This is a genomic window from Roseateles sp. P1_C1_2 (genome assembly GCF_056406535.1).
The window spans coordinates 266,242-285,127 of the sequence record NZ_JBFUAB010000002.1 but is presented as its reverse complement, the minus strand read 5'-3'; the positions used below and the strand labels follow the sequence as shown (position 1 = coordinate 285,127).

Below are 18,886 nucleotides of genomic sequence, written 5' to 3'. Positions count from 1 at the left end.
CTCACTTGCGCCTGTACCGCATCACACCGAATAAAGAACACGGAGCCTCACACCATGGCCATCGTTGACGTCCAAGTTCCCCAGTTTTCCGAATCCGTTTCCGAGGGCACGCTGCTGACCTGGAAGAAGAAGCCCGGCGAAGCCGTCACCATCGACGAGACCCTCGTCGAGATCGAGACCGACAAGGTCGTGCTCGAAGTGCCCGCACCCGCCTCCGGCGTGCTGGCCGAGATCGGTGTCGCTGACGGCAGCACGGTCACCAGCCAGCAACTGCTGGCCAAGATCGATACCGAAGGCAAGGCTGGCGTCGCTGCGCCCGCCACGACGGCTTCGGTTGCCGCGCCCGCCGCCGCTGCTGCACCTGCCGCCGCCCCCGCCGCCACGGGTGGCAGCAAGGGCGATGTGGCCATGCCCGCCGCCGCCAAGATCCTGGCCGAGAAGGGCCTGGCCGCCACCGACGTGCCCGGCTCCGGCAAGGACGGCCGCGTGACCAAGGGCGACGCCCTGGCCGCCGGCGCCAAGCCCGCTGTCGCTGTCGCCGCCCCGCTGGTCGTGCCCGCATCGCCTGCCGTCGCCAAGCCGCTGCCGGCCGTCGCCGCGCCGGTCCAGCCCAACCTGGGCGATCGCCCCGAGCAGCGCGTGCCCATGACCCGCCTGCGCGCCCGCATCGCCGAGCGCCTGGTGCAGTCGCAGTCCACCAACGCCATCCTGACCACCTTCAACGAAGTCAACATGGCCCCGGTCATGGAGATGCGCAAGAAGTTCCAGGAGAAGTTCGAGAAGGAACACGGCGTCAAGCTCGGCTTCATGAGCTTCTTCGTCAAGGCGGCCGTCGCGGCGCTGAAGAAGTACCCGATCATCAACGCGTCGGTCGATGGCAATGACATCGTCTACCACGGCTACTTCGACATCGGCATCGCCGTCGGCTCGCCGCGCGGCCTCGTCGTGCCGGTGTTGCGCAACGTCGACCAGATGAGCTTCGCCGACATCGAGAAAAAGATTGCCGAGTTCGGCCAGAAGGCGAAGGACGGCAAGCTGTCCATCGACGACCTGACCGGCGGCACCTTCTCCATCTCCAACGGCGGCACCTTCGGCTCCATGCTGTCCACGCCCATCATCAACCCGCCGCAGTCGGCCATCCTGGGTGTGCACGCCACCAAGGACCGCGCGGTGGTGGAGAACGGTCAGGTCGTGGTGCGCCCGATCAACTACCTCGCCATGTCCTATGACCACCGCATCATCGACGGCCGCGAAGCCGTGTTGGGCCTGGTGACCATGAAGGAAGCGCTGGAAGATCCGGCCCGCCTGCTGTTCGACATCTAAGACCAAGGAACGAATCAGCATGAGCACCAAGCAATTCGATGTCGTCGTCATCGGCGGCGGCCCCGGTGGCTATATCGCCGCCATCCGCGCGGCCCAGTTGGGCATGAACGTGGCCTGCATCGACGAGTGGAAGAACGACAAGGGCGGCCCCGCTCTCGGCGGCACCTGCACCAACGTCGGCTGCATCCCCTCCAAGGCGCTGCTGCAGTCCAGCGAGCACTACGAGCAGCTGAACCACCACTTCGCCGACCACGGCATCACGGCCGACAACGTCAAGATGGACGTCGCCAAGATGCTGGCCCGCAAGGACCAGGTCGTGAAGCAGAACAACGACGGCATCGTCTACCTGTTCAAGAAGAACAAGGTCACCTTCTTCCATGGCCGTGGTGCGTTCGTGGCCGCCAAGGATGGTGGTTATGAGCTCAAGGCCGGCGAGGAGACCATCGCCGCCAAGCAGGTCATCGTCGCCACGGGTTCCAACGCCCGCGCGCTGCCCGGCGTGCCCTTTGACGAAGAGAACATCCTGTCCAACGACGGCGCTTTGCGCGTCGGCGCGACGCCCAAGAAGCTGGGCCTGATCGGTGCTGGCGTCATCGGCCTGGAGATGGGCTCGGTCTGGCGCCGCCTGGGTGCTGAAGTCACCGTGCTGGAAGGCCTGCCGGCCTTCCTCGGCGCGGTGGACGAGAGCGTCGCCAAGGAAGCCGCCAAGGTCTTCAAGAAGCAGGGCCTGGACATCCAGCTCGGCGTGAAGGTCGGCGAGGTCAAGTCGGGCAAGAAGGGTGTCAGCGTCGCCTATACCGACGCCAAGGGCGAGGCCAAGACGCTGGAGGTCGACAAGCTCATCGTCTCCATCGGCCGCGTGCCCAACACCATCGGCCTCGGTGCCGATGTGGTGGGCCTGAAGCTGGACGAGCGTGGCGCCATCGTCGTGGACGACGAGTGCAAGACCAACCTGCCGGGCGTCTGGGCCATCGGTGACGTCGTGCGCGGCCCGATGCTCGCGCACAAGGCCGAGGAAGAGGGCGTGGCCGTGGCCGAGCGCATGGCCGGCCAGCACGGGCATGTCAACTTCAACACCATCCCCTGGGTCATCTACACCAGCCCCGAGATCGCCTGGGTCGGCAAGACCGAGCAGCAGCTGAAAGAGCTCGGCGTGGCCTACAAGGCCGGCCAGTTCCCCTTCCTGGCCAACGGCCGCGCCCGCGCGCTGGGCGACACGACCGGCTTCGTCAAGTTCCTGGCCGATGCCAAGACCGACGAGATCCTGGGCGTGCACATCATCGGCCCGTTCGCGTCGGAGCTGATCTCTGAAGCGGTGGTGGCGATGGAGTTCAAGGCCTCGGCCGAGGACATCGCGCGCATCTGCCACGCCCACCCGTCGCTGAGCGAGGCGACGAAGGAAGCCGCCCTTGCCGTCGACAAGCGGACGCTGAACTTCTGATCGCGCGAAGCGAGTTGAAAGGGGCGGCCACACAGTCGCCCCTTTTTCTTCCATGACCAGCGTCACTGAGCTCTACCAGCAAACCCTCGCCGAGCGCGGCTACAAAGCCGATGCGGCGCAGCTGCGCGCCGTCGAGGCCTTGCAGCGCTGCCAGGACGAATGGGCCAGCTACAAGGCGCGGCGCGCCAATGCCGTGACCAAGCTGCTGGTGCGCCCACCCATCCCGCGCGGCGTCTACATGTACGGCGGCGTGGGCCGGGGCAAGAGCTTCCTGATGGACTGCTTCTTCCAGGCCGTGCCACTGCAGCGCAAGACGCGGCTGCACTTCCACGAGTTCATGCGCGAGGTGCACCGCGAGCTGCAGGAGCTCAAGGGCATTGCCGACCCGCTGGAGGAGCTGGGCAAGCGTATCGCGCGGCGTTTCCGCCTGATCTGCTTCGACGAGTTCCACGTCGCCGACGTGACCGACGCGATGATCCTGCATCGGCTGCTGGACGCGCTGTTCCGCAACCGCGTGTCCATCATCACGACGTCCAATTTCCATCCCGACGGGCTCTACCCCAACGGCCTGCACCGCGACCGCATCCTGCCGGCCATCGAGCTGCTGAAGGCCAATCTCGAGGTCATCAACGTCGACGCTGGCACCGACTACCGGCGCCGCACGCTGGAGGACATGAACCTCTATCTGACGCGGCTGAATGAAGCGACCGAGGCGGCCCTCACCAAGGCCTTCGAGTCGCTCGCCGAGGCCCAGGACGAGGACCGCAAGCTGATGATCGAGCACCGTGCGATCTATGCGCGTCGGCGCGCCGGTGGTGTCGTCTGGTTCGATTTCGCAACCCTTTGTGGCGGCCCGCGCTCGCAGAACGACTATCTGGAGCTGGCCAGCCAGTTCCACACCGTCATCCTGTCGGACGTGCCCGAGATGCCGGTACGCCTGGCCAGCGAGGCGCGCCGCTTCACCTGGCTGGTGGACGTGCTCTACGACCGCCGCGTCAAGCTCATCATCTCGGCAGCGGTGCCGGCCGAACAGCTCTACACCGAAGGCCCGCTGGCCCACGAGTTCCCGCGCACCGTGTCGCGGCTGCAGGAGATGCGCTCGGCCGAATATCTGGCCCTGGCCCGCCGCGAGGTCGATACTTCGCTGACATGATCCTGCGTCCCCTGATCCTTGCGCTTGCCGCCACGGCTGCCGTGGCCCAGCCCGCGACGCGTACCGAGGTTGCCGCCCAGCGCGCCGCCGTCGAGCAGCGGTTCGCGCGCGAGAAGCTCGAATGCGAGCAGCGCTTTTCGGTGGCCGCCTGCCTGGACGACGTGCGCCAGCGCCGCCATGACGCCCTGGAGCCGCTGGTCAAGCGTGAGCATGAGCTGGCGGCCGAGGAACGCCGTGCGCGCGCGGCGGGACAGACCCAGCGCGTGCGCGAACGCGAACTCGCTGCGTCCCAGGACGAAGGCCAGAAGCGTGAGCGCCTCCTCACGGCCCCAAACCCGGCCCAGCCCGCGTCGCCCCTCGCGCGTACGCCGCGGGCGATCAGCCCCGAGGCCGCTGAGCGCCACCGCGCGCAGGTCGCCGGCAAGGCCGAGGAGGACGCGGCCAAGCGCCGCGAGAAGGCCCAGGCGCGCGAACAGCAACAGCAGCAGCGCATCGCCGAACACGCCGCCAAGTTGAAGAACCGCACCAAGCCCGCAGCCGCGTCGCTGCCGTTGCCTGGGGCGTCGGCGGCTTCCCGGCCGAACTGAGCGACTCAGTCGAGGTTTTCGAGCTTGACGATGGCGATGGACAGGTTGTCGCCGCCGCCCCGCGCGCGCTGGCGCGCCTTGCTGACCAGCAACTCGGCCGCTTCGCGCGGCGGCAGGCTGTAGAGCACGCTGCCCAGTTCCTGGGCGGTGAAGTAGTGCCAGAGGCCATCGCTGCAGCACATCAGCGTGTCGCCCACTTCGAGGTTCTCGAAGCGTTCCGACGTCGACGTCGGGTCCTGCACGGTGCCCAGGCAGGCGGTCAGCAGATTGCTCTGCGGATGCGAACTGGCCTCCGCCTCGGTGAGCTGGCCTTCGTCGACGAGGCGCTGCACATAGGAGTGGTCCATGGAACGCTTGACGAGGCGGGCGCCACGGAACCAGTAGATGCGGGAGTCGCCGGAGTGGATCCAGTGCGCGCAGCGGTCGCTGCTGACGACGAAACCGGCGATGGTGCTGTGCGGCTCCTCCTCGGCGGAGATGGCCGTCAGCTTGATCATCAGATGCGCCTCGGCCGTGATCTGGCTCAGCAGCTCGGCCGGCAACTCGTCCTCGGGCGAGTAGCGCTCGAAGAGCTGACGCGCGGTCAGGATGACCTGGTCCGCCGCCTTGCGCCCGCCGCTCTTGCCGCCCATGCCATCGGCGACGATGCCCAAGACACAGCCTGCGATGCGGGGGTGGGCGATGACGGCCACCTGGTCCTGCTGGTAGGCCCGGTCACCGCGATGGGTGCCGGTGGCTGCGTTGAGTCGGAATCCGACGGCGGTGGGGGAGGGCATACGAAAACTATACTGGGCAGTGAGCTTTTGGCCTGCATGGAACCGCCTTCGCAAACCCTCGGATGGATGAACAACTTCACTCGTTGCCGCGGCGGCTCATTGAGTTGCGCATGGAGCATGGCGACCTGGACGCGATGATCGACCGCCTGGTCGAACAACCGCCAGTGGACGAATTGGCATTGCAGCGGCTCAAGAAGCGGCGCCTCGCCTTGCGCGACATGATTGCCCGGCTGGAGGCCGCCACCGAGCCCGATGAACCCGCCTAGGAGTGTGTTTGTACGCCGCGCATGGCGCCCGCAAGGTAGCCCAGCGGCGCAATCTAGGCGCGCGGCGCAGTGCAGGCTGGCCGCCTGCGCCAGCCGTGCAACAACGAGTGCGGCGTTGGGCTTCCTTGCCCTTCGGGTTGCCCCGCAAAAACAGCGTCTGCGGCGTTGCAAATCCTCGCCGGGCGGCGAGCCCGGCTGCGGTTCGCGCCTTGCAGCCACTGCTTTTGCGGGGCAACGGGTGCCATGACCGGCGTGCAAACACACTCCCTCGACGACTGGCTCGACGCCCTCGATCAGGCCACCCCTCCCGCCCCGCCCGCTGCTGACGAACTCGAACAGGCCGTTCTGGCTGCTTTCGACCTGGACGGCCCCTTGGCGCGCCTGGATAGGGGCTACAAGCCCCGCGCGCCCCAGCTGGAGATGACCCGTGCCGTCGCCCGGGCGCTCAGCCGCCGCCAGGCCCTGGTCGTCGAAGCGGGTACCGGCGTCGGCAAGACCTTCGCCTACCTCGTCCCGGCCCTGCTGGCGGGCAGCCGGGCCCTCATCAGCACCGCCACCAAGAGCCTGCAGGACCAGCTCTTCCTGCGCGACCTGCCGCGCCTGACCAAGGCGCTGAACACGCCGGTGCGCCTGGCGCTGCTGAAAGGGCGCAGCAGCTACCTCTGCCTGCACCGCATGAAGGAGGCGCGCGTCTCCGGCGAATTCCCGGACCGGCGCACGGCGCTGTCGCTGGCCCGCATCGAGCGCTGGGCCCTGGGCACGACGACGGGTGATTTCGCCGAGATCGACGGGCTGGATGAGCGTTCCCCCATCATTCCTATCGTCAGCTCCAGCCGCGAGAACTGCCTGGGCCAGGAATGCCCGGACTGGAAGGCCTGCTACGTCGTCAAGGCGCGGCGTGAGGCCATGGAGGCCGACGTCGTCGTCGTCAACCACCACCTCTTCTTCGCCGACATGACCCTGCGCGACACCGGCGTCGCGGAGCTGCTGCCCAGCGTCGAAATCGCCATCTTCGACGAGGCCCACCAGCTCGCCGAGGCGGGCGTGCAATTCCTCGGCACGCTGCTGGGCACGGCCTCCCTGATCGATTTCGCCCGCGACATGCTGGCCCAGGGCCTGGCCCATGCGCGCGGCGTGCACGACTGGCAGGGGCTGCATGCCGGCGTCGAGAAGGCGGCACGCGAGCTGCGCCTGGCGGCGGCCGGGCCGCTGGCCACGGCCGGGCGCGAGCTGCGGGGCACGCTGAAGCTGGGCTGGAAGGAGAGGGCGAACCAGCCCGCCTTTGCCGGGGCGCTGGCTGGGGTCGAGGCCGCGGCGGCCAAGGCCTTGGAGGCGCTGACCGCTGTGCGCGAGGCCGCGCCCGACTTCGCCCGCCTGTGCGAGCGCGCCCAGGAATTGCGCGAGCTGGCGAAACAGTTCGCCACCGAACCCGACCCGGGCGATGTGCGCTGGATCGACATCAGCCCGCACTCCGCCCGCCTCGTCGAATCGCCGCTGGACATCCGCGACGCGATGCAGCAGCAGTTGGAGGGCCCACCCAAGGCCTGGGTGTTCACGTCGGCCACGTTGGGCGATGACGAGGGCCTGACCTGGTTCACCGAACCCGCCGGCCTGACGGACGCCGAGGTGCTGCGCGTCGGCAGCCCCTTCGACTACCCGACCCATGCGCGCCTTTATGTGCCGCGGGGCTTTCCGAAGCCCAGCGAGCCCAGCCACCCGCCCAGCGTCGCGCTGCTGGCCTCGCGTCTGGCGCGGGCCTTGGGTGGCCGGACCTTTGTGCTGACGACGACGCTGCGCAATCTGCAGACGGTGGCGGATGCGCTGCGCGAGCGCTTCGAGGCGGCCGGCGACGCCATCGGCGTGCTGCAGCAGGGTGCCGCGCCCAAGCGCGTGCTGTTGCAGCGCTTCATCGACAACCCGGCGTCGGTGCTGGTCGGCTCGGCCAGCTTCTGGGAAGGCATCGATGTGCCCGGCGATGCGCTGCAGTGCGTCATCATCGACAAGCTTCCCTTTCCGCCGCCCAACGATCCGCTCGTGGAAGCGAGGGTGCAGCGCCTGGAGGCCCAGGGGCGCAATGCGTTTTCGGAGTATTTCGTCGCCGAGGCGGCCATCGCGTTGAAGCAGGGCGCCGGCCGGCTGATCCGCACCGAGACCGACCGCGGCCTGCTGGTGGTGTGCGACCCGCGCATGGCCGGCATGAACTACGGCCGCCGCCTGCGCGCGGCCCTGCCGCCGATGACGCCGGTGGCCAACGAGGCCGAGGCGCTGGCCTGGCTGCAGCTGCTGAATGAAGAGCGGGCCTGACGGCCCGTTTGATGTTTGGCTTTCGGGCCGAGCGCTGGGCCGCTCCCGAGCCGGCCCGCTTGGCGATGTGCTTGGCGGTCGATCCGCCAAGCATCGCCGTCCCCCCGGGGGACCGACTGGACTTGCCCGCGTTCAGCGGCGCAAGGCCAGGCGAGGGGTCACCACAACTGCCACCAGGGCTTCTTGCGCTTGCCGCCGTTGCTGGCGTACTGGCTGTCGGGGAAGTTCTTGTCCAGCACGCGGCGGGCGTCGTCGCGCAGCTGGGTCAGGCCGAGCTTGTCATAGCTCTCGCCCATGATGAACAGGCCTTCCTCGATGCCGGGCGCGTACTGGAACTCCGCCACGGCCGCCTGGGCGCGGTTGGCCGCGGCCACATAGGCCTTGCGGTTGAAGTAGTAGCGCGCCACATGGATCTCGTAGGCCGCCAAGGTGTTGGTGATGAAGTTGATGCGGGTCGTCGCTTCGGCCGAGTACTTGGACTCGGGGAACTGCTCGACGAGCTGGCGGAAGGCCAGCAGGGCTTCGCGCGACGCCTGCTGGTCGCGCTCGGACACGTCCTGGTTGGCCAGGCGGCCGAACAGGCCCAGGTCTTCGTTGAAGTTGACGATGCCCTTCATGTAGAGGGCGTAGTCCATCGCCGGGCTGGACGGGTTGAGCTTGATGAAGCGGTCCAGCGTCGAGATCGCCTGCGCGCGCTCGGCCGTGCGGAAGTAGGCCCAGGCCAGATCCAGCGTCGCCTGCTGACCCATCGTCGTGCCGGCGGCGCGCCCCTCGATCTTCTCCAGGGACTTGATTGCGCGGTCATAACTGCCCGCGTTCAGGTCGTCCTTGGCGTCTGCATACAATTTGTCCAGCGCCGCCTGGGAGTTTGGGTCCTCCTTGGCCGTGGAGCCGCAGCCGCTCATGCCAAGCGCGAACGCCATCAGGACAGCGCCGGCGACGATGCGGCCGGCCTTGAATTTCTCAACAAACATGTCTGAAGTCGACGGCGATGCTGCCGGCTGGTCACAGGGAACAATGGACGCGGAGTATAGGGTGGGGGGTCAGGACGATTTCGAGCAGGAAGCCGAAGACGGTGGCGACGCCGAGCGGCGCGCTGCGGAAGTCGATGCCGGTGGCCATGGTGAGCGCCTGGATCGCTGGCTGACGACGCAGGCGCCGGAGTTCTCGCGCAACCATCTGCAGTCGCTGATCGAGCGCGGCTGCGTGACGGTCGACGGCAAGGTGCTGGAGAAGGCTGCCCACAAGCTGCGCGCCGGCCAGCGCGTCGAGATCGAGCTGCTGCCCACCGACGAGAGCCGCGCCTTCCGCGCCGAGGCGATGGCGCTGGACTTCGTCTACGAGGACGAGCACATGGCGGTGGTCAACAAGCCGGCTGGCCTGGTCGTGCACCCGGCCGCGGGCAACTGGTCGGGCACGCTGATGAACGGCCTGCTGGCCCATCACGCCGCCGCGGCGACGCTGCCGCGCGGCGGCATCGTGCACCGGCTGGACAAGGACACCAGTGGCGTCATGGTCGTCGGCAAGACGCTGGCGGCCGTCACGGCGCTGATGCGCCAGATCTCGGCGCGCGAGGTGCACCGCGAATACCTGGCCCTGGCCTGGGGCCGGGTCGAAGAGCCTTTCGTCGTCGAACAGGCCATGCGCCGCGATCCGATCTCGCGCGTGAAGATGGCCATCGCCCCGGCCAACCTCGGCAAGCCGGCGCGCACGGACTTCTTCCCCCTCGGTGTCGGCGATGTGCAGGGCCGCCCCGTCAGCGCCGTGCATTGCGTGCTGCACACCGGCCGCACCCACCAGATCCGCGTGCACCTGATGCACAGCGGCCACCCCATGCTGGCCGACGTGCTCTATGGCGGCGCCCCGGCCCTCGGGCTGACGCGCCAGGCCCTGCATGCGGCTCGGCTGTCCCTGACCCATCCGACCACCGGCGAGGCCCTGGTGCTGACCGCGCCACCGCCCGCCGACATGGCCGCCGCCTGGGCCCAGATTGGCGCCGCAGACCTGCCCGGCTGACGCGGCTATACAATGCACTCCGGTTGTCGTGGCAGCCAACGCGCCCAGAAGTCGACAAGACGGGCGCGATCCGCGCGGTTAGCAGTTCATCCGCCCGCCCGGTCAACCACCCCGATCGCGTCCCGCTGGAAGGCTGCTGAGCCCCAAGGTGACGCCCGGACAGACCCCGTCTGCTTCGCCTGAAGACCGCTGTGAGCGCCCAGGCCCGGACGGATTGCCAAGCTAGGCTTGATTGAGGGCGCACTTGCGTTCATGAATACCCAGGATGCCAAGCGCGTCCTCGAGACCGCGCTGATCTGTGCCTCGCAGCCGCTGACGCTGCGCGAGCTGCGCAGCCTGTTCGCCGACGAACTCGGCGCCGATACCGTGCGCAGCCTGCTCGACGAGCTCAGCCGCGACTGGGAAGGCAAGGGCGTCGAGCTGGTGGCGCTCGCCTCGGGCTGGCGCTTCCAGAGCCGCCCCGAGCTGCGCGAATACCTCGACCGCCTGCACCCCGAGAAGCCGCCGCGCTATTCGCGTGCCGTGCTCGAGACGCTGGCCATCATTGCCTACCGCCAGCCGGTCACGCGCGGCGACATCGAGGACATCCGCGGCGTCGTCGTCGCGAGCCAGATCGTCAAGCAGCTCGAGGACCGCGGCTGGATCGAGGCCATCGGCCATCGCGAGACGCCGGGGCGCCCGGCGCTGTACGCGACGACCAAGTCCTTCCTCGATGACCTGGGTCTGGCCAGCCTGGAACAGCTGCCTGCCCTGGACATTGGCGGCGAAGCGCCGCCGGCCTTCGAGGCCCTGCAAGGCCAGCTGCTTGACGCTCCCGGTGACGTCGAGGCGCCTTCCGAGGCGCCGGCCGAGACAGCTTCCGAAGTGCCTGCCGAAGCAATCGTCCCGAGTCTGAGCCTGTTTGGCGACGACGGTACGCCGGCACTCCCCGATCCCGACCCCAACGATCCGCCCCCGCAACCCCAGCCCGAATCCGCATGAACGACGCTGCCGACCAAGACAAGTCCCTGCCTCCTGCCGCCGAGGCCGAAGCGCCTGCCGCGCCCAAACGGCGTCGCACGACGGCCAAGGCGCCGGCCGAGGCTGCGCCCGAGGCCACGCCTGAGGCCGCTGAGCCCGCTGAGCCCGCTGAGGCGGCCACGCCCGTGAAGCGCACTCGCCGCAAGCCCGCCGAGGCCGTGGCCGAGGAAGCCGTGACGGCGGCGCCGGCCGAAGAGGCGCCGGCACCGGCCCGCAAGCGCGCGCCTCGAAAGGCTGCCGCAGAGGATTCGGCACCCGCCGTGGCTGCAGAAGCGCCGGCACCGGTCGCGGCACCGGCGGCGCCCGTTTTCACGCTGGCTGAGGAGGCGCCGACCGCGTCGACCGCGGCAGGCGGCGAGGCGGATGGTGAAGGGGAAGAGGGCGAGTCGGACGAAGATGGCGAGCGCAGCGGACGCGGTCGCAACCGCCGACGCAACCGCAAGGAGCGTGCGGAGCGTCAGGATGCAGCGCAACCGGCGGGTGGTGGTGCTGAGCCGTCTGGCCCGATCCTGGCGCCGGAACTCGTCGAGGCCGCGGGGGCGCGCTTTGCCGATGTGCTGTCGGGCAATCTGGACGCGGAATCGGAAGGTCCGGTGGGTGAGCCGCCGCAGCTGCGGCCCGAGCCCGACGAGGCGGCCGAAGAAGCGGTCGAGGGCGAGAGCAAGCGCGTGCTGGCGCCGGATGCCGATGCGCCCAAGCTGCAGAAGGTGCTGGCCCAGGCCGGCATCGGCTCGCGCCGCGACATCGAGGAATGGATCGCCGAAGGCAAGATCGAAGTGAACGGCGAAGTGGCCCATGTCGGCCAGCGCATCTCCTTCGGTGACCGGGTGCGCGTCAACGGCAAGGACGTGCGCGTGCGCATCTCGCCGCCGAACCCGCGCATCCTGGCCTATCACAAGCCCACGGGCGAGGTGTCCACGTTCAACGATCCGGAAGGTCGCCCGACGGTGTTCCGCTCGCTGCCGCGCGTGCAGGGCCAGAAATGGCAGTCCGTCGGCCGCCTGGACATCAACACCGAAGGCCTGCTGCTCTTCACCAACTCCGGCGAACTGGCCAATCAGCTGATGCACCCGCGCTTCGGCGTCGAGCGCGAGTACGCGGCCCGTGTGCTCGGCTCGCTGAGCGACGAGCAGCGCGCCAAGCTGCTGGAAGGCGTCAATGTCGAAGGCCAGACGGCTTCGTTCAAGAGCATCGAGGACGGCGGCGGCGAAGGCGCCAACCGCTGGTACCGCGTCGTCATTACCGAAGGCCGCAACCGCGAGGTGCGCAAGCTCTTCGAGGCGGTCGGCATGGTGGTCAGCCGCCTGATCCGCATCCGCTACGGCACCGTGGTGCTGCCGCGCGGCCTCAAGCGCGGCGTCTGGGTGGAGCTGGGCGACGACGACGTTCGCGTCATCCGCCGCCTGGCGGGCCACACCTCGAACAGCGGACAAGGACAAGGTCAGGGCCAGAACCAGGGGCAGGGCTACAGCCAGGGTCAGGGCAAGAGCCAGCCGCAGCAGCAGCAGGGCAGCAAGAACGACCGCAACAAGCGCCGCAACGATGAGCGACACAGCGGCAGTGGCGGCCCGCGCCCGAGCCGCCCGCCCGAGGCGCCGCAACAGCAGGCCCGCCCGCCGCGCGAGGAGCGCGCGCCGCGCCGGGACGACGATGAAGACGACGGTTTCATTCCGCACCACGTCAATCCGCTGGAGCAGACCTTCGACCGGCGTCACGCCACCAGCGGCAAGCGCGGCCTGCCCCAGGGCTTCGGCGCCGGCGGCAGCCAGCAGAATGACCGGCACGGCAAGGGCGGCGGTGGCAACAAGGGCAACGGCCCGCGTGAACCCGATCCGATGCAGACCTCGGTGGGCTATATCGGTGGCGACGCCTTCCTGCGCCGTGGCGGTGGCGGCGGTGGCCGTGGCGGCAAGGGCGGTGGTGGTGGTGGCGGCGGTGGCGGCGGTGGTGGCGGTCGCTCCGGCGGCGGCTACGGCGGCCGTCGCTGAAAGCGCGGCGGACGATACAACTAGGGTCATCCCTGCCCGCTACAATCACAGGCTTTGTCCAATACGCCCCCTCAGGAGAATCCCATGGCGATCGAAACCACCCTGTCCATCATCAAGCCCGATGCCGTGGCGAAGAACGTCATCGGCCAGATCTACGCCCGCTTCGAAGGCGCCGGCCTGAAGGTCGTGGCTGCCAAGATGGTGCACCTGTCGCGCGTCGAAGCCGAACAGTTCTACGCTGTCCACAAGGCCCGTCCCTTCTTCAACGACCTGGTCAACTTCATGATCTCCGGCCCGGTGATGATCCAGGCCCTGCAAGGTGAAGGCGCCATCCTGAAGAACCGTGACCTGATGGGCGCGACCGATCCGAAGAAGGCCGAGAAGGGCACCATCCGCGCCGACTTCGCCGACAGCATCGACGCCAACGCCGTGCATGGCTCCGACGCCGCCGAAACGGCCGCCGTCGAAGTGGCATTCTTCTTCCCCGGCATGAACGTCTACGCCGGCCGTTAATTGCCCCCAACGGGGTCGGTGACCCCGGCCCAGGAAGTTCGTATGGAAGCGGTCAACCTGCTCGGTTTTGATCTGCCAGGCCTGGCCGCCTACTGCGAGCAACTGGGCGAAAAGAAGTTCCGTGCGACCCAGCTGTTCCGCTGGGTCCACCAGAAGGGCGCGTCTGACTTCGATCAGATGTCCGACCTCGCCAAGTCCTTGCGCGACAAGCTCAAGGGGCGTGCCCACATCACCGCCTTGGCCGTCATCTCCGAGCATGTCTCGGCCGACGGCACCATCAAGTGGCTGTTCGATGTCGGCGCCGGCAATGCGGTCGAGGCGGTCTTCATCCCCGAAGACGATCGCGGCACCCTCTGCATCTCCAGCCAGGCCGGTTGCGCCGTGGGCTGTCGTTTCTGCTCGACCGGCCACCAGGGCTTCAGCCGCAACCTGAGCACCGCCGAGATCACGGCCCAGCTCTGGTTCGCCGAGCACAACCTGCGCAAACGCCTCAACACGACGGAGCGAGTGATCTCCAACGTCGTCATGATGGGCATGGGCGAGCCGCTGCAGAACTACGACCAGCTCGTGCCGTCGCTCAAGACCATGCTGGACGACCATGGCTATGGCCTCAGTCGCCGCCGCGTCACCGTGTCGACCTCGGGCGTCGTGCCCATGATCGACCGGCTGCGCGAGGACTGCCCGGTGGCCATGGCCGTCAGCCTGCATGCGCCCACCGACCCGCTGCGCGACCAGCTCGTGCCGCTGAACAAGAAGTACCCGATCGCCGAGTTGCTGGCCGCATGCAACCGCTACCTCGACGCCGCGCCGCGCGACTTCATCACCTTCGAGTACTGCATGCTGCAGGAGGTGAACGACTCGCCCGAACAGGCCCATGAGCTGGTGCGGCTGTTGAAGCACAAGGTCAGCTGCAAGATCAACCTGATCCCCTTCAACCCCTTCCCGGCGTCGGGTCTGATCCGCAGCACGAATGCGCGCGTGCAGGCCTTTGCCGAGGTGCTGATCCAGGCCGGCATCGTGACGACGGTGCGCAAGACGCGTGGCGACGACATCGACGCCGCCTGCGGTCAGTTGGCCGGTGAGGTACAGGACCGCACCCGCGCGCATATCCGCATGGTCAGGGCACCCGTCACGGTGGCCAAATCCAACTGATGCTCCCCCAAGCCGAGGATTTGATGAAGCGACTGTTGATCGTTCTGGCCACCGCCCTCCTTGCCGCCTGCGCCGGCACCACCGCGCCGAGCGGCGACCGCGAGATCCGAACCGATTCCGACCAGACCGACGCCGACCGCAAGGCCGCCATCCGTCTGGAGCTGGCCCAGGGCTATTTCTCGCGCGGCCAGTTCAACACGGCGCTGGACGAGCTCAAGCTCGCGCTGCAGGCTAAGCCCGACATGCGCGATGCCGTCAATCTGCGCGGCCTGATCTACGGCGCCATGGGCGAACACCAGCTCGCCGAGGAGGCCTTCCGCCGCGCGCTGGTCGTCTATCCCAACGATTCCGACACCCTGCACAACTACGGCTGGTTCATGTGCCAGCAGCAGCGCTGGCAAACGGCCGACTCGCTGTTCGACCAGGCCCTGGCCCAGTCCACCTATCGCGCCCCGGCACGCACGCTGCTGGCCAAGGGCGTCTGCGAAGCACGCGCCGGCCGCCTGCTGGTGGCCGAGAAGACGTTGACGCGCGCTTTCCAGCTCGACGCCGGCAACCCGGCCATCGCGGTGAATCTGTCCGAGGTGCTCTACCGCAACCGCGAGCTGGATCGGGCCCGCTTCTATGTGAAGCGCGTCAACAGCCAGCCCGAGCAGACCAACGCCCAGAGCCTGTGGCTGCAGTTGCGCGTCGAGCGCAAGCTGGGCAACAGCGGCACGGTCGACGACCTGGCCACGCAACTGCGCCGCAAATATCCCCAGTCTCCCGAGACCCAGTCCCTGGATGCCGGCCGCTACGACGAATAAGCCGTGACCGCGGCACACAACAAGAACGAGACGATGGAATCCATCTCCGAGGGACCCGCCAGCCAGGCCGCCACTGCGGGCGCCTGGCTCAGGAGCGCACGCCAGCAACGCGGCCTGCACATCGCCGCCCTGGCCGTCATGCTCAAGGTGCCCCAGGCCAAGCTCGAGGCCCTCGAGGCCGACCGTTTCGACGAGCTGCCCGACGCCACCTTCGCCCGCGCGCTGGCCACGGCCATGTGCCGCGCGCTCAAGGTCGACTCTGGCCCGGTGCTGGCCATGCTGCCGCGCACCCGCGATCGCGAGTTCGACGTGCGCCCCGGGCTCAACCAACCCTTCCGCGAGCGCGGTGCCGGCCCCATCGATGGCGGTGTGCTGGCCCTGGCGATGCGGCCCGTTGTCTGGGGGCCGCTGCTGCTGCTCGTGGCCGCGGCCGCCATCTACTGGATTCCGGCCGGCTGGCTGCCCGAGCGGGGCAGCAATGCGTCGGCGGCTTCCGGCACCGTCGTCGCCGGGGCGAGTGCGCCGGTCGTCGAGTTCGTGCCTGCACCGGCGGCTTCCGAGCCTGCCGCCACCGCCACCACCTCGGTCGCTGCGCCCGAACCGGTGGCTTCCGCGCCGCTGCAGGTGCGTGAAGTCGCCCCGCCGCCCGCTGCGGCGCCGGCCTCGGTGCCGGCGGTCAAGGCCACGGTCACCGCCACGCCCGGCAGCGCGCTGCGCGTGACGGCGACGGCAGACACCTGGATCGAGGTCGCCGATGCCAAGGGCCAGATGCTGCTGTCGCGCGTGCTGCGCGCCGGCGAGCAACAGGAATTCACCGGTGCCGCGCCCTACAGGCTGCGCATCGGCAATGTGCGCGGCACCCAGCTCGAATGGCGCGGTGCCGCCGTCGACCTGGCGGCGCAAAGCAAGGACAACGTCGCTCGACTGGAGTTGAAGTGATGAGCGAATGGATCATTCCCGAGGCCGCCCCCGCGCCACGCAAGAGCCGCCAGGCCCGCGTCGTCTGGGGCAACCGCGTCGTCACCGTGGGTGGTGACGCGCCGGTGCGTGTGCAGTCCATGACGAACACCGACACGGTGGACGCCATCGGCACGGCCATCCAGATCAAGGAGCTGGCCATTGCCGGCTCGGAGATGGTGCGCATCACCGTCAACACGCCCGAGGCCGCCGATGCGGTGCCCTATATCCGCGAGCAGCTGGATCGCATGGGCATCGACGTGCCGCTGGTGGGCGACTTCCACTACAACGGCCACCGCCTGCTGACCGAGCATCCGGCCATGGCCCAGGCCCTGTCCAAGTACCGCATCAACCCGGGCAACGTCGGCAAGGGTGACAAGAAGGACCGCCAGTTCGCCATGATGGTCGAGGCCGCCGCCAAATACGACAAGGTCGTGCGCATCGGCGTCAACTGGGGCAGCCTGGACCAAGAGCTGCTCGCCCAGTTCATGGACGAGAACGCCAGGCGCGCGGTGCCCTGGGACGCCAAGCCGGTCATGTACCAGGCCCTCGTCGAGTCGGCGCTGACCTCGGCCGCCTACGCCGCCGAGCTCGGCCTCAACCCCGACAACATCATCATCAGCTGCAAGGTCAGCGGCGTGCAGGACCTGATCTCGGTCTACCGCGAACTCGCCCGCCGCTGCGACTACGCGCTGCACCTGGGCCTGACCGAGGCCGGCATGGGCACCAAGGGCACGGTCGCGTCTTCGGTCGCGCTGGGCATCCTGGCGCAAGAGGGCATCGGCGACACCATCCGCGTCAGCCTCACGCCCCAACCGGGCGAGTCGCGCACGCAGGAAGTCGTCGTGGCGCTGGAGATCCTGCAGGCCCTGGGCCTGCGGCATTTCAACCCGAGCGTGACCGCCTGCCCCGGCTGCGGCCGCACCACCAGCACCACCTTCCAGGAGTTGGCCAAGCAGATCGACGACTTCCTGCGCCTGCAGATGCCGGTCTGGCGCAACAAATACCCCGGCGTCGAGGAGATGAAGGTGGCCGTCATGGGCTGCATCGTCAACGGCCCCGGCGAGAGCAAGCATGCCGACATCGGCATCAGCCTGCCCGGCACCGGCGAGGCCCCGGCGGCCCCCGTCTTCATCGACGGCGAGAAGGCGCTGACGCTGCGCGGCGACAACATTGCGGCCGAGTTCCATGCTCTGGTCGAGAACTACATCGAGAAGCGCTTCGGCGCGACCGCTACTGCATGAGCAAAACCATCCAGGCCGTGAAGGGGATGAACGACATCCTCCCGGCCAGCGTCACCCGCAAGGACAAGCTGCCCAGCGGCGAACTGTGGAGCTGGTTCGAGACCACGCTGCGCAAGGTGCTGTCCAGCTATGGCTACCAGTACATGCTGACCCCCATCGTCGAGCCGACGGCGCTGTTCGTGCGCGGCCTGGGCGAGGTGACCGACATCGTCGAGAAGGAGATGTACTCCTTCACCGACAGCATGAACGGCGACCAGCTGACGCTGCGCCCCGAGGCCACGGCCGGCATCGTGCGCGCCATGGTCGAGCACAACGCCCTCTACAACGGCCCGCTGCGCCTGTGGACCATGGGCCCGATGTTCCGCCACGAGCGCCCGCAAAAGGGTCGCTACCGCCAGTTCAACCAGCTCGACGTCGAGGCCCTGGGCTTTGCCGGCCCGGACGTGGACGCCGAGATCATCCTGATGGTGCGCCGCCTCTGGCAGGCCCTCGGTCTGGTCGTTGGCCAGCATGTGCGCCTGGAGCTGAACTCCCTGGGCCAGCCGGCCGAGCGCAATGCTCATCGCACCGCACTGATCGCCCACTTCGAGGCCCATGCCGACAAGCTCGACGATGACGGCAGGAAGCGCCTGCACAGCAATCCGCTGCGCATCCTGGACAGCAAGAACCCGGCGATGCAGCCGGTCATCGAGGCGGCGCCCAAGCTGATGGACTTCCTCGGCGAAGAGACGCTGGCCCACTTCAATGCCGTGCGCACCATCCTCGACGCGGCTGGCCTCGAATACCGCGTCAACACGCGCCTGGTGCGCGGCATGGACTACTACAACCTGACCGTCTTCGAATGGGTGACCGACCAGCTCGGCTCCCAGGGTACGGTCTGCGGCGGCGGCCGCTATGACGGGCTGTTCGAGCAGCTCGGCGGCAAGCCGACGCCGTCGGTCGGCTTTGGCCTGGGCATCGAGCGCCTGCTGCTGCTGATCGACGAGCTCGGCCTGCCCGTGCCGTCGTCGGCGCCGCAGGCCTATGCCATCGTGCCCGACGCCGCGGCGCTGCCTCACGCTTTCAGCGTGCTCGAGGCGCTGCGCGAAGCCGGCGTCAGCGTGCAGATGCACGCCGGCGGCGGCTCGTTCAAGTCGCAGTTCAAGAAGGCCGACGCCTCCGGCGCGCGCTTCGCCCTCGTCTTCGGTGCCGATGAACTGGCCCGCGGCGAGGTGAGCGTGAAGCCGCTGCGCGACGGTGGCGAGCAGCTCAGCCGGCCGCTCGCCGACGTGGCCGCCTGGGCCGCCGATCTCCTCCCCGCATAATCCCGGGCCTCCCGAGACCCTTTCCTGAAGTTTTCC

General features: G+C 68.5%; 17 protein-coding genes. 15 read left to right on the top strand and 2 right to left on the bottom strand.

Translation table 11 applies throughout. The features are described 5' to 3' along the window. The first annotated feature begins 54 nt into the window (after positions 1-54). From odhB to AC1D2H_RS03100, 4 genes are read left to right on the top strand one after another with little or no spacing between them, the layout of a single operon-like run. Positions 55-1,323, top strand: coding sequence for a 2-oxoglutarate dehydrogenase complex dihydrolipoyllysine-residue succinyltransferase (odhB, locus tag AC1D2H_RS03115; protein WP_478009830.1), 1,269 nt, complete (start codon positions 55-57; stop codon positions 1,321-1,323). 19 nt (positions 1,324-1,342) lie between these two features. Further along, on the top strand, positions 1,343-2,764 hold the full coding sequence (gene lpdA / locus AC1D2H_RS03110; RefSeq protein ID WP_478009829.1) for a dihydrolipoyl dehydrogenase: 1,422 nt from the start codon (positions 1,343-1,345) through the stop codon (positions 2,762-2,764). A 52-nt stretch (positions 2,765-2,816) separates the two neighbouring features. After that, entirely contained in the window at positions 2,817-3,917 is a 1,101-nt protein-coding gene (gene zapE, locus AC1D2H_RS03105; RefSeq protein WP_478009828.1) for a cell division protein ZapE, read from the top strand. Next, positions 3,914-4,504 (top strand): hypothetical protein, encoded by a 591-nt coding sequence (locus AC1D2H_RS03100; protein WP_478009827.1) that lies wholly within the window; start codon positions 3,914-3,916, stop codon positions 4,502-4,504. The genes zapE and AC1D2H_RS03100 overlap by 4 nt, the downstream gene beginning before the upstream one ends. Before the next feature lie 5 nt (positions 4,505-4,509). Here AC1D2H_RS03100 and AC1D2H_RS03095 read toward each other — a convergent pair whose 3' ends face one another. Next, a complete protein-coding gene (locus tag AC1D2H_RS03095) occupies positions 4,510-5,280 on the bottom strand; it encodes a PP2C family protein-serine/threonine phosphatase (RefSeq protein WP_477928426.1) in 771 nt (256 codons plus the stop codon). 62 nt (positions 5,281-5,342) lie between these two features. On the opposite strand from AC1D2H_RS03095, the gene AC1D2H_RS03090 reads away from it, so the two are divergent. Both AC1D2H_RS03090 and AC1D2H_RS03085 read left to right on the top strand, forming a co-directional pair. Beyond that, positions 5,343-5,546, top strand: a complete 204-nt coding sequence (locus tag AC1D2H_RS03090; protein WP_119045407.1) for an HP1242/YdcH family protein — start codon at positions 5,343-5,345, stop codon at positions 5,544-5,546. Between the two features lie 345 nt (positions 5,547-5,891). Then, positions 5,892-7,850, top strand: coding sequence for an ATP-dependent DNA helicase (locus AC1D2H_RS03085; RefSeq protein ID WP_478009845.1), 1,959 nt, complete (start codon positions 5,892-5,894; stop codon positions 7,848-7,850). Between the two features lie 158 nt (positions 7,851-8,008). Here the strand turns inward: AC1D2H_RS03085 and AC1D2H_RS03080 are convergent, their stop codons facing one another. Continuing rightward, positions 8,009-8,824 carry an outer membrane protein assembly factor BamD gene (locus AC1D2H_RS03080; RefSeq protein WP_477928428.1) on the bottom strand — a complete coding sequence of 272 codons (816 nt, stop codon included), beginning with the start codon at positions 8,822-8,824 and terminating at the stop codon, positions 8,009-8,011. Between the two features lie 43 nt (positions 8,825-8,867). Here AC1D2H_RS03080 and AC1D2H_RS03075 point away from each other — a divergent pair, with 43 nt between their 5' ends. From AC1D2H_RS03075 to hisS, 9 genes are all read left to right on the top strand, one after another. Further along, entirely contained in the window at positions 8,868-9,866 is a 999-nt protein-coding gene (locus tag AC1D2H_RS03075) for an RluA family pseudouridine synthase (protein WP_477928430.1), read from the top strand. 252 nt (positions 9,867-10,118) lie between these two features. Next, positions 10,119-10,847, top strand: a complete 729-nt coding sequence (scpB, locus tag AC1D2H_RS03070) for an SMC-Scp complex subunit ScpB (protein ID WP_478009826.1) — start codon at positions 10,119-10,121, stop codon at positions 10,845-10,847. After that, positions 10,844-12,874 (top strand): pseudouridine synthase, encoded by a 2,031-nt coding sequence (locus tag AC1D2H_RS03065; protein WP_478009825.1) that lies wholly within the window; start codon positions 10,844-10,846, stop codon positions 12,872-12,874. The genes scpB and AC1D2H_RS03065 overlap by 4 nt, the downstream gene beginning before the upstream one ends. 84 nt (positions 12,875-12,958) lie before the next feature. Next, positions 12,959-13,387, top strand: a complete 429-nt coding sequence (ndk, locus tag AC1D2H_RS03060; protein WP_477928435.1) for a nucleoside-diphosphate kinase — start codon at positions 12,959-12,961, stop codon at positions 13,385-13,387. Between the two features lie 42 nt (positions 13,388-13,429). Next, positions 13,430-14,539 carry a dual-specificity RNA methyltransferase RlmN gene (gene rlmN / locus AC1D2H_RS03055; protein ID WP_477928437.1) on the top strand — a complete coding sequence of 370 codons (1,110 nt, stop codon included), beginning with the start codon at positions 13,430-13,432 and terminating at the stop codon, positions 14,537-14,539. Between the two features lie 23 nt (positions 14,540-14,562). Then, positions 14,563-15,345, top strand: a complete 783-nt coding sequence (gene pilW, locus AC1D2H_RS03050) for a type IV pilus biogenesis/stability protein PilW (RefSeq protein WP_477928439.1) — start codon at positions 14,563-14,565, stop codon at positions 15,343-15,345. Between the two features lie 3 nt (positions 15,346-15,348). Continuing rightward, on the top strand, positions 15,349-16,284 hold the full coding sequence (locus AC1D2H_RS03045; RefSeq protein ID WP_478009824.1) for a helix-turn-helix domain-containing protein: 936 nt from the start codon (positions 15,349-15,351) through the stop codon (positions 16,282-16,284). Beyond that, complete coding sequence (gene ispG / locus AC1D2H_RS03040) at positions 16,284-17,546, top strand: flavodoxin-dependent (E)-4-hydroxy-3-methylbut-2-enyl-diphosphate synthase (RefSeq protein WP_478009823.1); 1,263 nt, start codon at positions 16,284-16,286, stop codon at positions 17,544-17,546. Before AC1D2H_RS03045 ends, ispG begins: the two co-directional genes overlap by 1 nt. Beyond that, the gene (hisS, locus tag AC1D2H_RS03035; RefSeq protein ID WP_478009822.1) at positions 17,543-18,850 is read left to right on the top strand and encodes a histidine--tRNA ligase; all 1,308 of its coding nucleotides are present in this window, start codon (positions 17,543-17,545) and stop codon (positions 18,848-18,850) included. Before ispG ends, hisS begins: the two co-directional genes overlap by 4 nt. The last annotated feature ends 36 nt before the right edge of the window (positions 18,851-18,886 follow it).

Excerpts from the sequence above, each read along its gene's own strand:
- odhB (WP_478009830.1), top strand. The coding sequence starts at position 55 with ATGGCCATCGTTGACGTCCAAGTTCCCCAGTTTTCCGAATCCGTTTCC.
- lpdA (WP_478009829.1), top strand. The coding sequence starts at position 1,343 with ATGAGCACCAAGCAATTCGATGTCGTCGTCATCGGCGGCGGCCCCGGT.
- zapE (WP_478009828.1), top strand. The coding sequence starts at position 2,817 with ATGACCAGCGTCACTGAGCTCTACCAGCAAACCCTCGCCGAGCGCGGC.
- AC1D2H_RS03100 (WP_478009827.1), top strand. The coding sequence starts at position 3,914 with ATGATCCTGCGTCCCCTGATCCTTGCGCTTGCCGCCACGGCTGCCGTG.
- AC1D2H_RS03095 (WP_477928426.1), bottom strand. The coding sequence starts at position 5,280 with ATGCCCTCCCCCACCGCCGTCGGATTCCGACTCAACGCAGCCACCGGC.
- AC1D2H_RS03090 (WP_119045407.1), top strand. The coding sequence starts at position 5,343 with ATGGATGAACAACTTCACTCGTTGCCGCGGCGGCTCATTGAGTTGCGC.
- AC1D2H_RS03080 (WP_477928428.1), bottom strand. The coding sequence starts at position 8,824 with ATGTTTGTTGAGAAATTCAAGGCCGGCCGCATCGTCGCCGGCGCTGTC.
- AC1D2H_RS03075 (WP_477928430.1), top strand. The coding sequence starts at position 8,868 with ATGGACGCGGAGTATAGGGTGGGGGGTCAGGACGATTTCGAGCAGGAA.
- scpB (WP_478009826.1), top strand. The coding sequence starts at position 10,119 with ATGAATACCCAGGATGCCAAGCGCGTCCTCGAGACCGCGCTGATCTGT.
- AC1D2H_RS03065 (WP_478009825.1), top strand. The coding sequence starts at position 10,844 with ATGAACGACGCTGCCGACCAAGACAAGTCCCTGCCTCCTGCCGCCGAG.
- ndk (WP_477928435.1), top strand. The coding sequence starts at position 12,959 with ATGGCGATCGAAACCACCCTGTCCATCATCAAGCCCGATGCCGTGGCG.
- rlmN (WP_477928437.1), top strand. The coding sequence starts at position 13,430 with ATGGAAGCGGTCAACCTGCTCGGTTTTGATCTGCCAGGCCTGGCCGCC.
- pilW (WP_477928439.1), top strand. The coding sequence starts at position 14,563 with ATGAAGCGACTGTTGATCGTTCTGGCCACCGCCCTCCTTGCCGCCTGC.
- ispG (WP_478009823.1), top strand. The coding sequence starts at position 16,284 with ATGAGCGAATGGATCATTCCCGAGGCCGCCCCCGCGCCACGCAAGAGC.
- hisS (WP_478009822.1), top strand. The coding sequence starts at position 17,543 with ATGAGCAAAACCATCCAGGCCGTGAAGGGGATGAACGACATCCTCCCG.